The organism is Pseudarthrobacter sp. LMD1-1-1.1 (assembly GCF_040676255.1).
Classification (GTDB): Bacteria; Actinomycetota; Actinomycetes; order Actinomycetales; family Micrococcaceae; genus Arthrobacter.
This window is the reverse complement of the sequence record NZ_JBEGHP010000012.1, coordinates 570,949-591,666: the sequence shown is the minus strand read 5'-3', so window position 1 is coordinate 591,666 and position 20,718 is coordinate 570,949. Positions and strand designations below refer to the sequence as shown.

The 20,718-nt window shown below is 68.1% G+C and carries 18 protein-coding genes; 3 read left to right on the top strand and 15 right to left on the bottom strand.

The features are described 5' to 3' along the window. Positions 1-30: 30 nt before the first annotated feature. From MRBLMD1_RS08320 to MRBLMD1_RS08280, 9 genes are all read right to left on the bottom strand, one after another. Complete coding sequence (locus MRBLMD1_RS08320; protein ID WP_364398758.1) at positions 31-792, bottom strand: Pr6Pr family membrane protein; 762 nt, start codon at positions 790-792, stop codon at positions 31-33. Between the two features lie 951 nt (positions 793-1,743). Next, positions 1,744-2,568, bottom strand: coding sequence for a class I SAM-dependent methyltransferase (locus tag MRBLMD1_RS08315; protein ID WP_364398756.1), 825 nt, complete (start codon positions 2,566-2,568; stop codon positions 1,744-1,746). Between the two features lie 47 nt (positions 2,569-2,615). Then, entirely contained in the window at positions 2,616-3,845 is a 1,230-nt protein-coding gene (gene manD, locus MRBLMD1_RS08310) for a D-mannonate dehydratase ManD (protein ID WP_159633002.1), read from the bottom strand. Between the two features lie 52 nt (positions 3,846-3,897). Beyond that, positions 3,898-4,860 (bottom strand): sugar kinase, encoded by a 963-nt coding sequence (locus MRBLMD1_RS08305; RefSeq protein ID WP_159634057.1) that lies wholly within the window; start codon positions 4,858-4,860, stop codon positions 3,898-3,900. Then, positions 4,857-5,534: a bifunctional 4-hydroxy-2-oxoglutarate aldolase/2-dehydro-3-deoxy-phosphogluconate aldolase gene (locus tag MRBLMD1_RS08300; protein WP_364398753.1), complete on the bottom strand. Its 678-nt coding sequence runs from the start codon at positions 5,532-5,534 to the stop codon at positions 4,857-4,859. The genes MRBLMD1_RS08305 and MRBLMD1_RS08300 overlap by 4 nt, the downstream gene beginning before the upstream one ends. A 5-nt stretch (positions 5,535-5,539) precedes the next feature. Further along, positions 5,540-6,688, bottom strand: coding sequence for a galactonate dehydratase (dgoD, locus tag MRBLMD1_RS08295; protein WP_364398751.1), 1,149 nt, complete (start codon positions 6,686-6,688; stop codon positions 5,540-5,542). Between the two features lie 10 nt (positions 6,689-6,698). Beyond that, the gene (locus tag MRBLMD1_RS08290) at positions 6,699-7,574 is read right to left on the bottom strand and encodes a carbohydrate ABC transporter permease (RefSeq protein ID WP_364398749.1); all 876 of its coding nucleotides are present in this window, start codon (positions 7,572-7,574) and stop codon (positions 6,699-6,701) included. After that, positions 7,571-8,524, bottom strand: a complete 954-nt coding sequence (locus tag MRBLMD1_RS08285; RefSeq protein WP_364398747.1) for a carbohydrate ABC transporter permease — start codon at positions 8,522-8,524, stop codon at positions 7,571-7,573. The genes MRBLMD1_RS08290 and MRBLMD1_RS08285 overlap by 4 nt, the downstream gene beginning before the upstream one ends. A gap of 97 nt (positions 8,525-8,621) precedes the next feature. After that, positions 8,622-9,920 carry an ABC transporter substrate-binding protein gene (locus MRBLMD1_RS08280; RefSeq protein ID WP_159634072.1) on the bottom strand — a complete coding sequence of 433 codons (1,299 nt, stop codon included), beginning with the start codon at positions 9,918-9,920 and terminating at the stop codon, positions 8,622-8,624. 137 nt (positions 9,921-10,057) lie between these two features. Here MRBLMD1_RS08280 and MRBLMD1_RS08275 point away from each other — a divergent pair, with 137 nt between their 5' ends. Further along, positions 10,058-10,807, top strand: coding sequence for a FadR/GntR family transcriptional regulator (locus tag MRBLMD1_RS08275; protein WP_159634075.1), 750 nt, complete (start codon positions 10,058-10,060; stop codon positions 10,805-10,807). A gap of 13 nt (positions 10,808-10,820) precedes the next feature. Here the strand turns inward: MRBLMD1_RS08275 and MRBLMD1_RS08270 are convergent, their stop codons facing one another. From MRBLMD1_RS08270 to MRBLMD1_RS08260, 3 genes are read right to left on the bottom strand one after another with little or no spacing between them, the layout of a single operon-like run. Then, complete coding sequence (locus tag MRBLMD1_RS08270) at positions 10,821-11,786, bottom strand: alpha/beta hydrolase (protein ID WP_159634078.1); 966 nt, start codon at positions 11,784-11,786, stop codon at positions 10,821-10,823. After that, positions 11,783-12,772 carry an alpha/beta hydrolase gene (locus MRBLMD1_RS08265; RefSeq protein ID WP_159634081.1) on the bottom strand — a complete coding sequence of 330 codons (990 nt, stop codon included), beginning with the start codon at positions 12,770-12,772 and terminating at the stop codon, positions 11,783-11,785. Before MRBLMD1_RS08265 ends, MRBLMD1_RS08270 begins: the two co-directional genes overlap by 4 nt. Further along, positions 12,769-15,513 (bottom strand): alpha-L-rhamnosidase, encoded by a 2,745-nt coding sequence (locus tag MRBLMD1_RS08260; protein WP_159634084.1) that lies wholly within the window; start codon positions 15,511-15,513, stop codon positions 12,769-12,771. Before MRBLMD1_RS08260 ends, MRBLMD1_RS08265 begins: the two co-directional genes overlap by 4 nt. A 160-nt stretch (positions 15,514-15,673) precedes the next feature. On the opposite strand from MRBLMD1_RS08260, the gene MRBLMD1_RS08255 reads away from it, so the two are divergent. Then, positions 15,674-16,504 carry an IclR family transcriptional regulator gene (locus tag MRBLMD1_RS08255; protein ID WP_159634087.1) on the top strand — a complete coding sequence of 277 codons (831 nt, stop codon included), beginning with the start codon at positions 15,674-15,676 and terminating at the stop codon, positions 16,502-16,504. Between the two features lie 6 nt (positions 16,505-16,510). On the opposite strand, the gene MRBLMD1_RS08250 is transcribed toward MRBLMD1_RS08255, so the two are convergent. Together MRBLMD1_RS08250 and MRBLMD1_RS08245 are read right to left on the bottom strand one after the other, a co-directional pair. Beyond that, positions 16,511-17,659, bottom strand: a complete 1,149-nt coding sequence (locus tag MRBLMD1_RS08250) for a cation:proton antiporter (RefSeq protein ID WP_159634090.1) — start codon at positions 17,657-17,659, stop codon at positions 16,511-16,513. Between the two features lie 142 nt (positions 17,660-17,801). Next, on the bottom strand, positions 17,802-18,725 hold the full coding sequence (locus MRBLMD1_RS08245) for a LysR family transcriptional regulator (RefSeq protein WP_364398742.1): 924 nt from the start codon (positions 18,723-18,725) through the stop codon (positions 17,802-17,804). Positions 18,726-18,826: 101 nt separating this feature from the next. On the opposite strand from MRBLMD1_RS08245, the gene MRBLMD1_RS08240 reads away from it, so the two are divergent. Continuing rightward, positions 18,827-19,210, top strand: a complete 384-nt coding sequence (locus tag MRBLMD1_RS08240; protein ID WP_201302474.1) for a CBU_0592 family membrane protein — start codon at positions 18,827-18,829, stop codon at positions 19,208-19,210. Positions 19,211-19,214: 4 nt separating this feature from the next. On the opposite strand, the gene MRBLMD1_RS08235 is transcribed toward MRBLMD1_RS08240, so the two are convergent. Further along, a complete protein-coding gene (locus MRBLMD1_RS08235; protein WP_159634095.1) occupies positions 19,215-20,702 on the bottom strand; it encodes a glycoside hydrolase family 43 protein in 1,488 nt (495 codons plus the stop codon). Between the last annotated feature and the right edge of the window lie 16 nt (positions 20,703-20,718).

Genomic DNA, 20,718 nt, shown 5'->3' with positions numbered 1-20,718 from the left:
CCAGTCCATCTCCCGAGCGTGACGAAGCATCTAGCCGGCCGGGACTGCCGGCTGGGCAAGGATTTCCTTTCCGGGTCCGCGGGCGAGACCCACCCGGGCATTGCCGGCGAGGTGCACGAGTATGCCGACCACGAGAAACGCGGCGAGTACCAGGGCGCTGGTGGCAATGACCGCCGGCCAGCCGCCGTCGAGCCCCGGGTTGAGGAAGTCGTAGGGGTACCAGCCATCGAGGGCACCGCGCACCCAGGAGAAAATCAGGAACACCCCCGGGTAGCAAAGCCAGACGAGGGGCCGCCGCCACCGGCCTCGGACGGTGCGCGTGACCAGGAGCCAGTCGAGCCCCGCGACCAGCGGCGCGATGCGATGGGTGACCATCCACGGCCAATACATGTCCAGCGTCCACCACGGTTCGCCAGGCGGAGCCACGAGCACCACATAAATAATGCCCGTCATCACCAGGTAGAACGCGAGGGCGCCGAAGAGGTGATCCCACCACTGCGGCAGCCGCGCACGCGGCCGCGTGGCGGACACAAGGAACACGAGCCCGAGGACGAGGTTTGACTGGAACGTGAACTGGGAGATGAGCTGGGGGATATCGACGGAATTGCCGGGCTGGGTCGCGTCATAGAGCTCCTGCCCAAGGGCAGCGAGCATGGCGAATCCGGCGCCGCCGCGTACTAGACGGATCCACAGACGGTCCGGATGCAGCGCCCGGTTGGCGCCCACGTTGCGTTGAACCGGAGGACTCAGCATCAGCACGTCGCTCATGGCATCAGCGTAGTGTTGCGCCAAGCCCGGCCCCAGGGTCAAAAGGACAGGATTGCCACCGACCGCCTGATGCCGCCAAGAACGTGCGGCGTCCCGGGGAAGGATTCTCTTCCGGGCGGCCACGTAAAACTGGAAGAACGCGCCTATCCCCGCAGCTCGCTCATCCATACTTTGCCGTGCGATATGAGCCGGCGGTCTTAGAGCTTCAGCACCGCTTTGCCTGGTACCGGACAACTGTTGGGCTTGGTGGGTGGATCCCACGGGACTGGATCAAGGGCCTTCTCAAAAATTACGGACTGCCCGCCCTTTTCATACACAACCACGTGGACATTGCTGATTCCAGGCCACACCTCGACTGCATTTTGGGTGGCAGCGTCGAATCGAGCCCCCGCAGGCTTCTCGAAGCACTCGCTCTTACCCGGACAGTCAACTTCGAATTCCAGGTCGACAGCGGGCCGCCCTGTCGCCGAGAAATCGATTGTGAGGAGGTTCGGTTCCAGCAACGTGGCACACGACGGCGTGTAGCAGGCAGTCAGAGAAGAAGCCGCCATGAGTAGAAGCGGCAGGAAAGACGCGCGCACGGTACGGGGCACCTATTCACGATAACCCTAGAAACTATTGCTATTGACGTACCAATTGTCCCGCACCACTGATTGAACTCTTGTCGAGATTAGACTCTCAGCCTGTGGGGACCCGGGGGAAAGTAAAGAGCTCACTGAGTCCTCCTGCGGCCACCGGTTGCCGTGCCGTCGTGCGCGAGTTTTCATTTCTCTTCGCCGGCAGCGGTGACCTGTACGCGGTCAGGTTCGGCGGGATCGGATTGCGCGCGAGCTCGTGGACCACCGACGACGGGTATGAACCGGTCGCCCGCGGCTCGTACACCCTGGACTGGGACGGGAACAATGGAGTCCTCAATCTCATCGGAGGTATTGACCCGGTGTGGCCCGCCATCCATGATCCCCTGCAGTTAAAAGATCAGGACGGCCGGGAGCACACGAACATGATGGTCCGGATGCGCCGCTCGGCGAGGTTGGCCACCTGGTTGGCTGTCATCTGCGCGAAATCGTCCCCCAGGAAGGTCGCGAAGGTCACCGGCGGTGGCCCCTCCCTCTGGATTTTGGCGAGCATCTGCTGGAACCAGACAAGGCTTTCGTCCGATGAGTCGACTTCCGAAACGACATTAAAACCTGCGGACGGGAGGAGTTCGCGCATCTCTTCCAGGGTCGCGGGAAAGCTCGTCGAGGAGTCGGCGGCCCACGGCACCGGGTAGTGCACCTCGCCGCCTTCCCCGTGCAGGACGTCGTAAACCACGAACCTGCCGCCCGGCCGGAGGACACGGAAAGCTTCCGCATACAGCGCGTGCTTGTCCGGGATGTTCATGGCCACATGCATGGTCAGTGCCGCGTCCGCTGACTTATCGGGAAGACCGGTGGCTGTGGCGTCCCCAACGCGGAAGCGGGTACGGCCGGACAGGCCAGTCCACTCCGAGAGTGCCGTCGCTACCTGGCAGAACTCCGGAGTGAGGTCGACCCCTGTGACAGTGCACCCGGTCAACTCGGCGAGGGTCCGTGCGGGGCCGCCCAGTCCGCTGCCGAGGTCGAGCACATGGGAATCGGCGGTGAGGGCGAGTGCTTCGATGATTTCCAGGGTTGCCCTGCGGCCACGGATGTGGAACTCGTCAACAGGCGCGAGGTCGGCCGGCCGCAGCCTCGTACGGTCCACGCCGGCCGCGTCCAAGGCAGAACCGATGGCCCCCACAAGTCCGCCGGGGCCGGTGTAGAACGCCGAAACCTGGTTCATTGCGCCATCCTCACACCGGGCGGCTGCAGGGTCAACGGGAAGCGCGATTACCAGTCATGCACCGTGCCGTCGACGAGGCGGTTGTAGGGCAGGTAGGCCTGCTGGTACGGGTAGGCTGCGGCGGCTTCTTCGTTGAATTCGACGCCGATCCCGGGCTTGTCGCCCGGGTGCAGGTACCCGTCCACGAAGGTCATGGACTGTTCGAAGACCTCGTTGGTCTTGTCCGAGTGCTGCATGTATTCCTGGATGCCGTAGTTGTGGATCGCCAGCCCCACGTGCAGCTGCGCCGCGAACCCCACCGGGGAAATGTCCGTGGGTCCGTGGAACCCGGACTTGATCTGGTACTGCGCGGCGAAATCCATCACCTTCTTCAGGGGGCTGATCCCGCCAAAGTGGGTGGACGCGGCCCGGACGTAATCGATCAACTGTTCCTTGATCAGCGTCTGGTAATCCCACACGGTATTGAATATCTCCCCAATCGCCAGCGGGGTGGTGGTGTGCTGGCGGACCAGGCGCAGGCCCTCCTGGTTCTCCGCCGGGGTGCAGTCCTCGAGCCAGAACAGGTCGTACGGTTCCAGGGCCTTGCCGAGCTTGGCGGCCTGGATGGGCGTCATCCGGTGGTGCCCGTCATGCAGCAGCGGGATTTCCGGGCCGAACTCGTTCCGGACCGCCTCGAACACCGTCGGCAGGTGCCGCAGGTACGCGCGGGTATCCCAATCCTCCTCCACGGGGAAAGCGCCGCGGCCGGCGGGCTCGTAGTCGTACCGCTCCCCCGAGGCCTGGGCCTGCGCGGCCACACCATAGACGGCCTTGATGCCGGGGACGGCGGTCTGGATCCGGATCGACTTGTATCCGAGCTCCAGGTGCTCACGCACGGAATCGAACAGCGACTCAATATCCGACCCCGAAGCGTGCCCGTACGCCCGCAACCCGTTCCGCGACGCACCACCGAGCAGCTGGTACACCGGCATCCCGGCGAGCTTGCCCTTGATATCCCACAGCGCCATATCGACCGCGGCGATCGCTGCCATCGTCACCGGGCCCCGCCGCCAGTACGAGGACCGGTACAGGAACTGCCACGTGTCCTCGATCCGGTGCGGATCCTTCCCGATCAACAGCTGCGCCACATGCTCCTTCAAATACGCAGCAACAGCCAACTCCCGGCCATTCAACGTGGCATCACCAATACCGGTCACACCATCCTCCGTCGTGATCCGGAGGGTCACAAAGTTCCGGGACGGACTGGTAACAAACACATCGGCGGCAACGATTTTCATGGCTGGCTTTCGGGTTGGAATCTCTAAAGGTCTGGAGTGTGAAGGGCAGGAGTCAGCGCACGGTGCTGCCCCGGGCGGCACCAAGCAGGGCAAGCTCCTCGCGACGCGGCAGCCCCTCCCAGTCGCCGCGCGTGCTGACAGCGAAGGCGCCTGCCAGGATGCCCTGCCGCAGGCGGTCGGCGGTACCGACGCCGTCGAGCAGCGCCGAGAGGTAGCCGGCGGTGAAGGCATCCCCGGCTCCCACGGTGTCCACGCAGGTCACGGCGAGGGCCGGTGCTTCCAGGCGCCCTTCCGCGGTATAAACCGCCGCGCCCGCTGCGCCGCGCTTCACCACCACTTCCCTGACTCCGGCGTCGAGCAGCCGGGCCGCGGCGGAAGCTTCGTCCATAGCCGCCCCGCTCCCCTCGTTCGCCGGGGCAATCAGGTCGAGCTCGTCGTCGGACGCAATGACGACGGTGGCGTGCCTCGCCAGGGGGCCGAGCACCGCGCGCGCCTGGTCCGGGGACCAGAGCTTGCTGCGGTAGTTCACATCGAGGCTGACCACCACACCGTCAGCGGCCGCCCGTTCCGCGGCGTATTCCACGGCGTCGCGGGCTTCCGGGCTGAGCGCTGCGGTGATGCCGGTCAGGTGCAGGATCCGGGCACCGCAATCCAGCGCGGCCGACACGTGCGCACGCGAGATGGTGGCCCCTGCGGACCCCGCGCGGTAGTAGAAGACCCGGCTGAGGTCTGCGGTGCGCTGCTCCAGGAACATCACGCCGGTGCTCCGCTCCGGGTGGACGCTGTGGTGCAGCTGGACACCCTCGCCCCGGAGCTGCTTGACGATGAACTCGCCGTGCGGGTCCGCGCCCACGGACCCGGCCCAGGCCGCCGTGTGGCCAAGGCGGGCCACGCCGATGGCAACGTTCGATTCCGCCCCGGCCACCTGCATGTTCAGGGTCCCGCCGGAGGCCAGCGGGCCGGTGGACCGGAGCGAGACCATGGACTCGCCGAAGGTCAGCAGGTCCACCGTCACGAAGGGGTCCCGGTACGGGCCGCGAATTCGGCAGCGAGGCCCAGGAAACGGCGGGCGCGGTCCCGCATGTCCGAAAGGTCACCGCCCGAGGCCGCCGTGCCGAAGAGCGGTCCCCCCAGCCCGACGGCGATGGCCCCGGCTTCCCAGTACCCGGCGGCTTCGTCAAGGCCCACGCCGCCGACGGCGATGAAGGGGATGTCCGGGAAGGGATCGCGGACTGCCTTCAGGTAGCCGGGGCCGCCGATCGAGGCGGGGAACAGTTTGATGGCGGTGGCGCCGCGTTCCATCGCCTCATAGGCCTCGCTGGGAGTCAAGGCCCCGGCAAGGACGGGGATGCCGGCATTGGCGGCCTCGCTGATCGAGGGGGCCAGGGAGGGGGTGACGATGAACTGGCCGCCCGCTGCGGTGACGTGTTCGACGTCGGCCTGGCTGAGGACGGTCCCGGCGCCCACCAGGCAGCCGGCCGGGGCAGCCGCGCGAACCTCGCGGATGGCGTCCAGCGCGTTGGGCGTGGTGAGGGCGATCTCCACGTACTGGAAGCCCTCCTCCATGGCGGCCAGCGCGGCCTTGGCGGCAGCACCGCCGTCGTTCCCGCGGACGATGCCCACGAGGCGCGCCTGCCGGATGCCGGCGAGCAGGCCGGCGGAGGTAATAGCTGGGTTCTGGGATGTCATGGGGTTCACCATTCTGCGAAGGATCCGTCGGGGTGGCGCCACACCGGTCCGCGCCAGGCGTGGCCGCGCTTGTCCGCTGCCCGCACCACGGCCTCGTCAATCTCGACGCCCAGTCCGGGCCCGGTGAGCCGCTCGATGTGGCCATCGACGAACTTGAACGGCGTCTTGTCCACCACGTAGTCCAGGACTTCGGCGCCCTGGTTGTAGTGGATCCCGATGCTTTGTTCCTGGATGAGGAAGTTCGGCGTGGCGAAGCCCACCTGCAGGCAGGCCGCGAGCGCCAGGGGGCCCAGCGGGCAGTGCGGCGCCAACTGGACTTCGTACACTTCGGCCAGCGCGGCGATCTTGCGGACCTCCGTGATCCCACCGGCGTGCGACAGGTCCGGCTGAGCCACTGCGATGCCTGCCTGCAGCGCGGGCAGGAATTCCTGCCGGCTGTAGAGCCGCTCCCCCGTGGACACCGGGGTGGTGGTGGATGAGGTGAATTCGCGGAGCAGGTGGGTGTTTTCCGGGACCACCGGCTCCTCGAGGAAGAAGGGCCGGAACGGCTCCAGCAGGGGTGCCACCCGCCTGGCGTTGGCCAGGCTGAAGCGGCCGTGGAAATCGACGGCGACGTCCCGGTGGTCGCCCAGCACCTGGCGGGCTGCCGCGACACGGCGGATGACGCCGTCGATCTCTGCCACCGACGCCACCGGGCTCATCCGGCCGCTGGCGTTCATTTTGACGGCGGTGAGGCCCACCTCCAGCTGGGCGCTGATCTGGTCGGCCACCTCGTTGGGCTCGTCGCCGCCCACCCAGCCGTACATCCGGATCCGGTCGCGGACGTGGCCGCCCAGGAGCTGGTGCACCGGGGTGTTGAAGTGCTTGCCGGCGATGTCCCACAGCGCCTGGTCCAGGCCGGAGACGGCGCTGGCCAGGATGGGCCCGCCGCGGTAGAAGGACCCTTTGGTCATGACCTGCCAGTGGTCTTCGATCCGGAGGGCATCCCTGCCGACGAGCAGCTCCGAGAGCTGTCCGACGGCGGCGCGCACAGTTTCGCTGCGGCCCTCGCAGGTGGCCTCGCCCCACCCCACGATGCCGCTGTCGGTTTCGATCCGGACAAAGAGCCAGCGGGGGGCAATGAGGAATGTTTCGATCCGGCTGATGACGGTCACGCGGCGGTTCCTAACCCTTGGTGGCGCCGGCGGTCAGGCCGGAGACGATGTACTTCTGCGTGAAGAGCGCAATGATCATGATGGGGATTGTCACGACCGTCGCCGCGGCCATCAGCCCGCCCCAGTCGATGCTGGCGTAGGAGACGAAGTCGAAGATCGCCACCGGCAGGGTCTTGGTCTTGGCGCCCGAGAGCACCAGGGCGAACATGAAGTTGTTCCACGAGAAGATGAAGGACAGGATTCCGGCGGTGGCGATGCCGGCCACGGCCAGCGGCAACGTGATCCGGCGGAACGCACCGATGGGCGTAAGCCCATCCACCTCGGCCGATTCCTCCAGTTCCAGCGGAAGTGAATCGAAGTAGCTCATCATGATGTAGACGATCAGGGGCAGGGCGACGAACATGTGGCTGAGGATCAGCACTTCGAAGCTGCCCACCATCCGCAGGTTGGAGAAGACGTAGTACCAGGGCACCAGGAGCGAGACGCCCGGGATAACCCGTGCCATCAGGACCACCAAGGCGGAGCGGTGCATGGTGAAGCGGCTCATGGCGTAGGCAGCCGGGACACCCAGGACGATCGAGAGCGCGGTGGAGACGAAGGCCACCCAGAAGCTGTTGACGATGAACACGAAGTAGTTGTTGCGCTGCAGCACGTTGGCGTAGTTCTCGAACGTGGGCGAGAACAGGAACGCCTTGCCCGTGTCGTAGATGTCCACGTTGGTCTTCAGCGACGCCAGGAGCATCCAGAACAGCGGTGCCAGCAGGAACAGCACCACCACAATCAGGGCCACCACCCGGAACACCTTGTAGGCACGGGTGCCCAGCGGCTTGCGCCGGCGCGGGGCCCTGCTGGTGGCGGTGGCGGCGGAATCTGTCATGACGGTCATTTGCTTACCGCTTTCTTGCGCATGGTGAGCAGCCACATGGAGCCGATGATGATCATGAAGAACAGGATCAGCACCGCCGAGGAGAGCCCGTACTGGTTGTAGTCGAAGCTCAGCCCGTAGGCGTAGACGTTCAGCGTCTCCACTTCGTGGAACGAGCCACCGCCTTTGCCCTTGGTGGCGTAGAGGATGTCGAAGGTCTTCAGGGCATCGATGCCGCGCAGCAGGATGGCCACGATCACGGTGGGCATCATGAGGGGCAGGGTGATGTAGAAGAACCGCTGGAAGGCGTTGGCGCCGTCCACGCGGGCGGCCTCGTCCGGTTCATCGGACAGGGAGGTCAGGCCGGCCAGCAGGATCAGGACCACCATGGGGGTCCACTGCCAGACGTCCATGAAGATGGTGGTGCCCAGTGCGGTGTCCTGTCCGGACAGCCACGGCTGCGGCGGGATGCCCACCATGCCCAGGAGCTGGTTGACGAAGCCGATGTTGGGATCGAAGATCAGCCGCCACATCATGCCGACGGCCACGGGGGTGGCCACCAGCGGCAGCAGGATGGCCACGCGGACCCACTTTTCCCCGCGGAAGGGCCGCCACAGGAGCAGGGCCACGCCCATTCCGAGGACCACTTCGAAGGCCAGCGCGACGCCGGTGAAGGCAAGCGTGCGTCCCACGGCAGGCCAGAAACGCTCGAAATCACTGAGGACCGTGAGGTAGTTCTGCAGCCCGATGAATTCCGTGGCGGCCCGGACGGAGCCCTGGGAGTCGGTGAGGCTGAGGTACAGGGTCCAGGCCAGGGGGAAGATGATCAGGACGCCGACGAAGATCATGGCGGGCGCCGCGAAAAGCCACTTCCGGTGCCGGTTGGCCCAGGCGGAAAAGCTCCCCCCGGCACGGGCGGGGCCACCGGCCCGGCGGGTGCGGGCGCGGCGGGGCGGGTTCATTACAGACATGGTTCACCTAAGGAGTTTTGGGGGTGAAGTGGGCCGCGCCGGGACGGCATTGGGGGCCGTCCCGGCGGGCTGGTGCGGCGCATCCGCGCCCGGCGTCCTACTTCTTTTCGCTGTCCAGGAAGGTCTGGAAAGCGGTCTGGGCGTCGTTTGCCGCGGCGGCGGAGTCCGCGCCGGTGATGGTGGCAACGATCGGGGCGCCCACGATTTCGCGGGCCTTGCCTACCGTGACAACCTCGGGCCGGTCGTGGCCCACGCCGTTCTTGGCGCTGGCGGAGATCGCCTCAGCCAGGTCCTTGGGGTAGGTGGAGGTCCCGTCGGGGTTGGACCAGACGGAGGTACGCGGGCCCGGGACGCCGGCCTTCTGGGCTGCCAGGGTGCGCTCCTTGCTGGTGGCCCACTGGATGAACTTCCAGGCGTTTTCCTGGTTGCTGGAGTTCTGGTTCACGCCCAGGGCCCAGGAGGGGATGTTGTACGGCTTGGAACCGGCGGGGCCGGCGGGCAGCGGTGCGAACCCGACCTTGTCCGCCACCTTGGACTTGGCGGGGTCCGTGGCGTTCTTGTAGAGTGAGTCAGCCTCGGTGTAGAAGGCGGCGCCGCCCTGGGTGAAGATGGCCATGGCCTCGGGCCAGCTCATGTCCGTGCTGACATTGGCGGGGCCGTAGTTCTTGATCAGGCCGCCGTAGTAGGCGTAGGCCTTCTTGGCTGCATCGGTGTTGACCGAGGCCTTGCCGCTGGAGTCCATGAAGTCGCCGCCGAAGCTGTACAGGAAGCTGGAGAACTGGGTGACGGCGGCGGACTTGCCGGTGCGGGCCACGAACCCTGCGGTCTCCGGGGAGGAAGCCTTGATGGCCTTGGCGGCCGCTTCCAGTTCATCCATGGTCTTGGGCACCTGGAGTCCCGCGGCCTGCAGCAGGTCCTTGCGGTAGTACAGGACCTCGCGCTCGGTGATGATCGGCACGCCGACCACCTTGCCGTCAACGGTGGTGGCCTTGACCGGGCCCTCCTGGTAGTCCTTCCAGTCCCAGTTGGAGTCGGAGGAGACGTTCTTGGTCAGGTCCGCCAGGTAGCCGTTCTTGGCGAAGGCCTTGCCCTCCTGCAGCGGGCGGTACATCATGACGTCGATTTCGTCGCTGCCAGCGTTGAGCTTGACGTTGTACTGGTCCGAGAGCTGGTCTTCGCCCAGCTGGGTGAGTTCGACCTTCAGGCCGCTGGACTTCTCGAACTCCGGAATGGCGGCCTTGATGCCCTCGGTCCACACGTGGTTGGCGAGGGTGACGCGGACAGTGCCGGACTCCTTCGCCTGGTCGCTGCCGCCTCCGCCGCCGCTGCAGGCGGTGAGCCCCAGCGACATCGCCGCGGCCACGGCCGCGTACTTCACAATTGAACGCCGCTTCATTACGACTCCCTTTGCCTTTGGGCCCGCATCAGCGCGGGCTGGTTACAAACGCCTCGTTACGTCTGCTCTGTTCAGCGAGCATAGACAAATAAGGCAGACATATACAAGACCTTGCTATGCCCCCATATGATTTATTCATGACCATTCCAAAGGCGGCGTTGTCCCCTGACCTGCATTCATCGCTGGTCGAGAACCTGGGGCTCGCCATTGCCGAGGGAACGCTGGCACCAAACTCCATCCTGCGGCTGGATGAGCTGGAGGCGCAGCACAAGGTGTCCCGGTCCGTGATCCGGGAGGCCACCCGCGTCCTGTCGTCCATGGGGATGCTCGAGTCCCGCCGCCGCCTGGGCACGGTGGTCCAGCCCGAGGCGAGCTGGAACCTCTACGATCCGCAGGTGATCCGGTGGCGGCTGGCATCGGCCAAGCGGCTGGAGCAGCTGCGGGCCTTGAACGAACTGCGTGGCGCCATTGAGCCGCAGGCCGCGCGCCTGGCCGCTGAACGCGCGTCCCTGGATGAGGCCAGCGACCTTGTCTCGATGGCAGCCCGGCTGTGGGCTGCGGGGCAGCGCGGGGACCAGGGGGAATTCCTGCGGCTCGATATCGACTTCCACGCCGCAGTCCTCAACGCCTCCGGCAACCTGATGTTTTCCCAGCTGCATAACCTGGTGGCGGAGGTGCTGGCCGGGCGCACCCAGCACGGCCTGATGCCGCATCTCCCGGACCACGAGGCGCTGCAGCTGCATGTTGATGTGGCCAGCGCGATCCAGCGCGGGGAAGCCGCTGCCGCGCACGCCGCCATGAGCAGGATCGTGGAGCAGTCCACCGAGGAAATGGGGGACATCTGGTCCAGCAGCCACGCGGCCGAAGAGACGCCAGGGCAGCCCTGACCCGCCTCCGCGCTTAAGGCCTCCGCGCCGCCGCCAGCTGGCCTGCCAGGAAGTCCAGGGCCGCCTGCCCCTCCGGCAGCCCTGCGGTGTGGTTGAGGTGGCCGTGCACTGCGCCCTCGGCCAGGAAGTAGGACACCGGAACCCCCGCCCGCGCCAATGCGGAGGCAAACTGCTCGGTTGAGCCGCGGGCGTCGTCGTACTCGCAGGCAAGCAAAGCGGTGGGCGGAAGTCCGGCAGGGTCCGCGTAGCCGGGCATGGCGTAGGACGGTGCCATGCTGACCGGACCCCCCACGTAGTTCTCCGCCGTCCGGATGCAGTCCTCCAGTGTGAACCGCAGGTGCCGCGGCAGTCCGGCCATGACCGAATCGTCCAGGCCTCCGGCCGGCGGCGGGAGTTCGGCGTCCAGGAAGGGATAGGCCAGCAGCAGTTTTGCGGGCAGTGGCTTGCCGGCGTCGATCAGGTAGAGCGCGGCGCCCACGGCGAGGTTGCCGCCGGCACCGGCCCCGCCCAGGCAGAGCAGGTCCGGATCCAGGCCCAGGGATGCGGCGTTCTTCCGCGCCCAGAACCATCCGGCCAGGGCGTCGTCATGCGGGACGGGAAAGGACACGCCGTTGCGCGCCAGGCGGTAGTCCACGGACAGCACCGGCGTCCCCTGGGCCGCGAGCACCCGTGCCAGGTAGTCCGATTCGGGGATGTCAACGCTCCCGCTGACGAAGCCGCCGCCGTGCAGCCACACCAGGGCGGGGCTGCCGGCAGCGGCCGCCTCACCGTAGATCCGGATGGCCACCGGCCCGTGCCGGCCGTCCTCCGTCACGGTTCGGATGGGGACGTCGGGCCCGGGCGACCGCACGGCGTCCGGGTTGAGGAACTGCGGGCCTTCCGGCCTGGCCAGGTACTCCGCGAACCCCGCGTCGGGCGCCTGGGCGTCGTTCCCGGGGCCGGCCGCCGGCGCTGACGCGGCAGGTTTGGTGGGTGTCATTCTGCGCCCAGCTTCCGTGAGAAGTAGCCGACGGCGGCTGCCAGGATGGCCTCCATCCGGTCCTCCGCGCCGAAGAAACAGTGGTCCCCGCCCTCGATGGTCACCACGTCGTGCTCGACGCCGGCTTCGGCGAGGGCGGCGGCCAGGAGCTCGGTCTGCGAGTGCGGGACCAGGCCGTCGCTGTCGCCATGGACCAGCAGGAACGGCGCGGCGCCGGGGGTCACGTAGCTGACGGGGCTGGCCGCGGCGAGCAGGTCGCGGTCATCCGAGCCGCCCACCAGCATGTATTCCGGCTGCAGGGACATGCCTGGCGGCACGGCAGCGGTCAGTGCGGCGGGGAACAGCCCGGCCGGCCGCTGCATGGGCGGGATGTCCGCCAGGGAGGAGACACCGTAAAAGTCGACGACGGCGCTGACGCTGCTTGGGTGCCCCTGCGCGCCGAGGCCGCCCTCCAGGTCCTGGCGGTTTCCGGTGAGTCCCAGGAGCGCGACGAGGTGCCCGCCGGCGGATTCGCCCCAGGCGCCGAACCGTTCCGGATCGATGTTCAGCTCCGCGGCGAATTCGCGGAGGTACCGGACGGCGGCTTTGAGATCGTGGAGTTGCGCCGGGAAGGGGGCTTCCAGGGCGTGCCGGTAGTCCGCCGTGGCGCAGGCGATGCCTGCCTGGTTGAGCAGCCGGAACACGGAGTCCGGCGCGAAGGTGGGCGGCAGCTCCCGGCGGTCGCCCAGCTGGAACGCACCGCCGTGCACCCACAGCACCAGCGGCGTGGGTCCGGCGGCCTCGCGGGGCAGCCAGATGTCCATTTTCAACGGCCGGAAACCGATGGCCCGGGCGTACGTCACTTCGCGGTGCACCACCGAAACCCCGCCTGCCTGCTCCGGTGTGCCGGGGGCGTCGTAGACCGGGAACGGCGGAATGGTGCGGCCTCCGGGTCGGGAAGCATCGCGGGAAGCGTCAAGTACGTCGGTAGCGCGGTCCACTGTCATAGTGTGCTCCTCATCAGCTCAGGTTGGGTGCTTTCCCCGCCGGGTGCGGCAAGGAAAGTATGGTGTCCGGGGCCGACGACGGCGGCCGGCAGGCCGGGCAGCAGCACCTCGGCAGTGGTGCCGGCGGGGATTGTGGCCGTGAGCGTCAGCACGCCGTCGTCCGGTGCGCCTTCAGACGCTGCCGCCTCCGGTGCAGTCCCCGCCGAAATGGTCCACGCCACCTCGATCAGGCCGCGCGGCCCCTGGTGGGAAGTGGTGGCGGAGGTGATGCCGGCCCCGGGCCGGGGCTCGATGACGAGCCGTTCCCAGCCCGCACTGCCGTCGGCCTGCCGCAGCCCGGCGGTATACCGGTGCAGGAAGGACACCACCGCGCCCTTGCTGTAGTGGTTGAGCGACTGGCGGGCGGTGCCGCGGGCGTCGATGCCGTTCCACAGTTCCCACACAGTGGTGGCGCCGCGGTCCACCATGGCGAGCCAGGACGGTTCGGAGTCCTGCATGAGGAGTTCGTAGGCGAGGTCCAGTTCGCCGTTGTCCGCCAGGACGGGCAGCAGGTAGGGCGTGGACAGAAAGCCCGTGCCCAGGTGCGTGCCGGCGTCCCGGATCAGTCCTGCGAGCTGCGCGGTGACGGTGGCGCGGCGTTCCGGGCTGACCAGGTCAAACGCCAGGGCGCGGACGCAGTTGGCCTGGCTGGCTCGGGTCACCTGCCCGGCGGCGTCCAGGTATTCCGTTTCCCAGGCGTTCCGGATGTTCGCCGAGAGTTCCGCCAGTGCGGCGGCTTCCCCGGCGAACCCCAGCACCCCGGCGATGCGGGCCATCAGGTCCGTGGTGTGCCGGTAGTAGGCCGTGGCCACGATGCCGTTGTCCGCCGCGCGGGCGGCAAACAGGTCAGGTTCGGGGCCGCCCGGCTCCATCCATTCGCCGAAGTGGAAGCCGGTGTCCCACAGGTACTGCTCGTGGGCGGCCGGGAGGGGCGCCTGAGCTGCGCGGGCTGCGTGCCGCTGGGTTTCGGCGGTGGTCCGGACGAAGCCCAGCCAGCGCTGCATCGCGTCCCAGTTTTCGGCCAGGATTGATGCGTCCCCGGTGGCCCGGTAGCCCTCCCACGGCACCATGACGATCGCGTCGCCCCAGCCGGCGGACCCATTGGTGAATGCCATGAACTCCGCGGAGGTGGCAGCGGGTCCGGGCGAGGGCGAAATGTTGGCGATGACGCCGTTCTCCCACTGGTCGGCCCGGACGTCGCGGAGCCATTTCCGGGAGAATCCGGTGACGTCGAACAGGTACGCGGCGGTGGGGATGAACAGCTGCCAGTCCCCGGTCCAGCCGGCCTTCTCGCGCTGCGGACAGTCGGTGGGGACCTCGCAGGAGTTGTCCAGGAAGCTCCATTCGACGATGTCATGGAGCTTGTCCAGCCGGGCGTCGCTGCAGCTGAAGGTGCCGATCCGTTCCAGGTCTGTCCGGACCAGGCAGGCGGAGATGTCCGCCGGCTGCAGGTCCGTGGCGAGGCCTTGGACCGAGACGTATTGGAACCCGTGCGTGGTGTGCCGGGGCTCGAAGACCTCGCCCGGGGCGCCGGAGGCGGTGACGGTGTCCACCTGGCCGGCATCAAGGAAGGCCCCCGGTGCGCGGAAATTGTGCGGCCGCAGGTGGTCCCGGGTGACGTCACCGTCCGGCCCAAGCGCCTCGCCGTGTTCCAGCGTGAGGGTTTCTCCCGGGGCACCCAGCTGGGACAGCCGGACCCAGCCGTGGATGTTCTGGCCGAAGTCCACCACCTGGTGGCCGTTGGGAAGGCGGGTGATGGACACCGGCGCCAGTTCCCGGGTCACGCGGGTGGGAGGGGCGAGGGGTCCGGTGAGTGCCGTAAAGCCGCCGGGACGGACGACGGCGGGACGTGCCCCGGGTGCGGCGCCTGCGGACGGTGTGCTCCCGCCGTCGTGCATCCGGAAGTCAACCCGCTGGCCCGCCATGAGGTCGGCGCTGGTGATCTCCGTTGCGGACACCAGCCAGGAGCCGTCGGTGCCGATGGTCTGCCGGCCGGCCGAGGACTCCACCTCGAGCTGCGCAAGGAAAGCTGTTCGCGTGCCGTACATGCCGGCGTCGCGCGTGTACCCGAAGGTGCCGCGGTACCAGCCGTCGGTGAGGACGGCGCGGACTGTGTTGGAACCTTCGACGAGCAGGTCCATGACGTCGTAGGCCTGGACCTGGAGCGTGGTGTTGTAACTGGTGGAGCCGGGTGTGAGCTGCTGGTCGCCCACGCGGCGGCCGTTGATGAAGAGTTCGTAGATGCCGTGGGCGGTGGCGTACGCGCGGGCTTTGTGCGGGGCTGCGTCGAGCGTGAAGGTTTTGGTGAAGGCGTAGCCGGGGCGTTCCCCCGCCGCCGGGATCTCCGGCTCGTCGGCGCCGATCCACTGCGCTGTCCAGTCGGTGGCGTGCAGGAGGCCCAGTTCCACCGTCATCGGCTGGGACCAGCCGGTTGGTGTTTCGGTGCCGTCTTCGCCGGAGTTCCAGGTGCGGACGCGCCACTCGAACCGGCTGCGGGAGTCCAGCGCGGGGCCGGTGTACGGGATGCCGCTGCACGCGGCTGATTCCTGCCGGCCCGTGTCCCAGCCGTTGCTGGCGGTGATCCGGTACGCCGTCTGGCTGCTGGTGCCGGCGGGCGGCGTCCAGCCCAGCCGGGGCGTGGTGACGGTCAGGCCCAGCGCCGCAGGCAGGTGTTCGGCCCGAAGCCGGGTGGGGGCGGTCATGCGGCGGGACTCCTGAAGTGCGGTTGCTGGGAGTTCCAGCTTTGCGTTTCGTGACTTCCCCTCCACAGGGAGCTTTCAATGGTTGGAATAGTATTGTGGTTCAGCTCACTGCCTTCCCCGTGGGCCACAGGAACTGCCAACGGCGCTAGGAACCACTGCCATGACTGCCACTCCGGAAACGGACACCCCGCCTGCGCGCGGAAAGCGGCCCAAACAGGGCGAACCCGTCATCGACCGGGCACTGAGCCTGCTCGCCGTCTTCTCCGACCGGCGCCGCGCGCTGACACTGTCCGAACTGGCCCGCCACGCGGATATGCCTGCCCCCACGGCGCTGCGGCTGATCGCCCGGCTGGTGGCGTGGGGTGCCCTGGAGAGGCTCGACGACGGCCGGTACGTGGTGGGGGTCCGGCTGTGGGAAGTGGCATCCCTCTCTCCGCGCGGGCACGGCGTGCGGGAAATCGCACTCCCCTACCTTGAGGACCTGTTTGAGGTCACCCGGCACCATGTGCTGCTGGCGGTCCGGGACAACGAGGAGGCGGTGCTGATCGAACGCCTGTCCGGGAAGGACGCCACAGAGGTGGCCTACCGGGTGGGCGGCCGTGCGCCGCTGAGATCCACCGCCATCGGCCTGGTGCTGCTGGCCGGGGCGGACCAGCAGTTCCAGGAGACCATCCTGAAGCGCCCGCCGGAAAACGAACCCGGCGTGCCCGAAATGCCCGAAGGCCAGCTGCGCAGGACCCTGTCCGACGTGCGGCGGACCGGTATCGCGATGATCCGGCGGACCGTCCCGTCCCGCACCGTATCCGTGGCCTCCCCCATCTTCGATGCGCAGGGCGCCGTGGTGGCGTCGCTGTCCATCGTGGTTCCGGACGGTGCCACGCCGCCCAACGTCCTTGCCCCGGCGGTCCGCGCCGCCGCCCGCGCCGTGTCCCGCAACCTGGGCTTCCAGGCGCAGGCGAGCACCGGGGTGTGGACCCACTCCCGGGGGTAGCGCCGGCTACGCCGGCGCCTCGGCATTCCGTGCGAAGGTGCGGGCAGCCCGTGAACCCGCCGCGGCGCTGGCCCCGATGGTGATGAGGGCGCCCAGGATCAACGCCGAGGCTTCCCCCGGTTCCAGCAGGGACAGCTGGGAGCCGATGGTGGCCGCGGCAACCGGCACGCCCAGCTGGGATGCCGACAGGACGGCGAGCGGCAGCGGCTGGCCCAGCAGGCGCAGGCTGCCGTGCACCAGGAGGGTCCCCGCTCCAAGGCAGACCCCGAGGAGAACCATGGCCGGGGTGCCGGCGAGCGCGCGCAGGTCCAGCGACGCGCCCAGCCAGACGAAGAACACCGGCCCCAGGAAGCCGTCGCTGACTGCGAAGAGCTGGTGCGCCAGCCGGCGGGGTTCACCCACTGCCGCCACCACCAGTCCGAAGGAGAATCCGGCGAGCATGACGGACACGTGGCCCGCCACGGCAAGCCCGGACAGCGCGAAGAGCAAGGCAAGCTGGATCCGCAGTTCCAGGGCGAACTTCCGTTCCTCGGACACGTCATGCACCCGCCCGCGGGTGCCGCTGAGCTCCAGCCAGCGAAGCACGAAGAACAACACCACCGAACACGCCGCGACGGCGGTCGCCCCGATGGCTGCCCTCGGCGCGTTGGGCGGATCGACGGCCAGCGGAAGCGCCACAATGCAGGCGATATCCGCCACCGCCACCTGCGCCGTCGTCGTCAGGACCTTCGGTCCCGCCAGCCGCAGGGAATCGACAATGGGCAGCACAAGGGCGGCTGACGAGGAAGCGAGCAGCACGATGTAGAGCGGCGCATGTCCGGTGCCGAAGGCGAACGCAATGACGGTTCCTACGGCAGCCGCGAGGGCCGCAGCGATGGCAGCCCGCAGCGCGCCGCCGCCCAGGGCGGGACGGATGGCCTGGTCCCGTACCGGCACGTGCGTTCCGGCGACGAACATGATGAGGGCGAATCCCACATCGGCAACGAACGTGAACGTCGGATCTGTGGAATCCACGAGCCCCAGTCCGGTGCGTCCGATGGCGATTCCGGCCAGCAGTTGCCCGAGCACCATGGGAAGGTGCCATGTCCGGGGAAATGCCAGCAAGGGTCCGAGGAGCGCGACGGCGGCGATCAGCGAAAGCTGGAAGAACGACACCTGCCTCCTTTTGCCGGCGCGCCCGGACCGATACCCGCCGCAGGCATCCGCAGCCTGCCGGCGCCGCGGACGGATTGTGCGCCCACAGTACCCATGCCCCTGCAGGGGGTCAACGGCACCGCGGACTGCACATCAGGGCCGGTCAGGACGCCGACCGCGTATCGAACGCCGCCGCTGATTCGCGCAGGAGCCGCGCCACAGTGTCCACCGGGGTGCTGGAACGCCGGCGCCCGTCGAACCGCCGCAGGACGATGCGCCGTGTCCCCAGCCCGGGAACGTCAAGGATGTCCACCCCTTCATGGGCCACGCCAGCCAGGGCCAGCGTGGGCACGATGGCAACCCCTTCGCCGGCAGCGACCAGTGCCAGCGCCGTCAGCGTCTCCTGGTACTGGTGCGAAGTCTCCATACTGGCGCCCGTTGAATGGCGCAGCCGCCCCAATACTGCGGAGTTCGCGGCTGCGGAATCCACCCCGAGCCAGGGAAGCGGCAGCCTGGCAAGGTCCACGCTTTCAGTGCTAAGCAGCGCTCCGGTGGGCACCGCCAGCCTCCACGGTTCATCCAGCAGAGGTTCCTCGATCATTCCTGCCCCGAGTGAAAGCTGGCCTGCGGTGGTGGAGTCGTGTTCCACCACCACGGCGTCGAGCTGGCGTTGCCGGAGAAGCCGCAGCAGGGCGGGAAAATCGTCCTCCACGATGCGGATCTGGAGCTGCGGATATTTGCTCCGCCACTCAGGCAGCCGGGGGATCACCACGGTGCGGATGAAACTGGTGAAGCCGCCCAGCCGCACCACACCTGAAATGTTGGCCCCGCTCTCCATCCGGGTCCGGGCAACACTGAGGGCGCGTTCAATCTCCTCGCCGGCTTCAGCCATGGCAAGGCCCGCAGGAGTCAGCACAGACCCCTTCGGGGTGCGGACCATCAGCGCATGCCCCGTTTCCCGCTCCAGCCTGGTGATTTGCTGGGACACCGCGGAGGGCGTGAGGTGCAGTTCATCGGCGGCTGCGAGCACGCCGCCGGTCCGGGCGACAGCCAGCAGCACGAGCAGCCGGCGGGGATCCATGTCCATGTTAAGCATTTCTAAACCAGGAGTGCAGAAGAATGCAATTGAACTACACGTCTACGGGCCCCCAGAATTGCCATTAGGCAACGATTTACGAAAGGACACCAATGGAACTCGTTTGGGAAATTTCCGGTTGGGCCGGCGCCGCCATGATTCTGACCGCGTTCCTGTCGGTCTCCATGGGATGGGTGAAGGCCGGCCGGGCGTTCCAGGGCGCCAACCTCCTCGGCGCCGCTGCCTTTATCCTCAACGGCGCCTTCCACGAGGCGTGGCCCTCAGTGGCCACCAATGCCGCGTGGCTCCTCATTTCCGCCGTTTCGCTCCTCCGCCTGCGCGGCGCCCGCGGTACGGAGGCCGGCGCCGAGGCCCCTGCCATACACCTTCCCGGCGTCCCGGACACGACCGGCCAGCTTGCCGTCGTAGATCCGGCGAGGGCCGCATGCACGGCGCCGGCCGGACACGCCGCGCAGCCCGGCGCCGTGGCCGCGTAGCGGGTCAGTCCCTGCCGCGGTAGGACAGCCGGCGGACCAGGACCTCGCCGTCCACCGCGAAGACGCCAAAAGCCCTGCCGGTGAAGGCCTTGGCAGTTTCGAAGGCCCAGTGCCGTCCGTCCAGTTCGGTGAGCAGCTCGCCTTCAGCGCTGCCGCCCGCCCCGGCGTCACGGACCAGCAGGCGGATCCTGTCGCCGCCCACGGCGCCGGCGCGGAAGTCCGACGGCGGCGGGCTGGCCTCGATTGCCAGCTCAACATCCCCGGGCGGAACAGTTGCTTCCCAGGTGCGGTCAAAGCCCGCGACAACGGCACGCGCCGTGATCCTGACGGCGTCGCCGTCCTGGCGGGCCTCGATGCCGAACCAGTTGTCCTCGGCGTTCCGCACGGCGATGCCGCCCGCGCCGGAGCCGACGTCCAGCACGGCCCTGAATTCCATCGCGAGGTGGCGCTGGCGTTGGGCGACGAAACAAGGCCTGGGCGACCCCATGGTGCTGCCTTCGCCCCTGAGCAGGAGCCCTTTGGACGTGGGTGCCGAGAACTCAGCGGGCGTCCTGCGGACACCGATCCATCGCGGATCCTCCAGCCCGGCACCGTTGCTGAAGTCGTACTCAAGTTGCTCCGGCGGCGTCACGCCGGGCTGGGGCATCCGGGCGTGCGGCCAGCCGTCAATCCAGTCCACGGTGGTCAGGAACGTCTCACGGCCCAGCGGTGCGAACGACTTCGCCAGCCCCACCGGGCGGACACCCAGAAGGACCATGGCTGTTCCGCCGTCGGGAAGCTCAACGAGGTCTGCGTGCCCGGTGTTCTGGATGGGCGAGCCGGTTCCCGCGGCGGTGAGGAGGGGATTGTGCGGAGCGGATTCGAACGGCCCGTCCGGCCGCCGCGACCGTGCCACGGTCACAGCATGGCCCCTGTCCGTGCCGCCCTCGGCCGCCAGCAGGTACCACCAGTCACCGCGCCGGTAAAGGTGCGGGCCTTCCGGCGAATACAGCCCGCTGCCGGACCACAGCGGTCGCGGCTTCTCGAGGGCTTCCCCGGTTGCGAGGTCCACCCGCACCTGCTGGAGGGCATCGGGGTGGCGGGCGAACGTCACGAACGCAGTTCCGTCGTCGTCCCAGGCGAGGTCCGGGTCGATGCCGTCCACCGCCCCGATGACCGTCCCGTCGCTCCATGGGCCCGCGGGATCGGCGGCCGTGAACAGGACGCAACCGCGCCCACCGAGGAACACGGACACGATCAGGTAGAACACACCGTCCCGGTAGCGCAGGGTGGGCGCCCAGACGCCGCCCGGCGTGGGGACCTGGGCAACCTGGACCTGCTCCTCCCTTGTAGCCACATGGCCCACCAGTTCCCAGCGTTCCAGGTCCTCGCTGTGGTAGACCGGCAGGCCCGGCAGGTATTCGAAGGACGACGTGACCAGGTAGAAACCGTCCGGGGCGCGGACGATGCTCGGGTCGGGGTTGAAGCCGGCAAGGATGGGATTGGAGGTCATCCCGCTATCGTGCCGC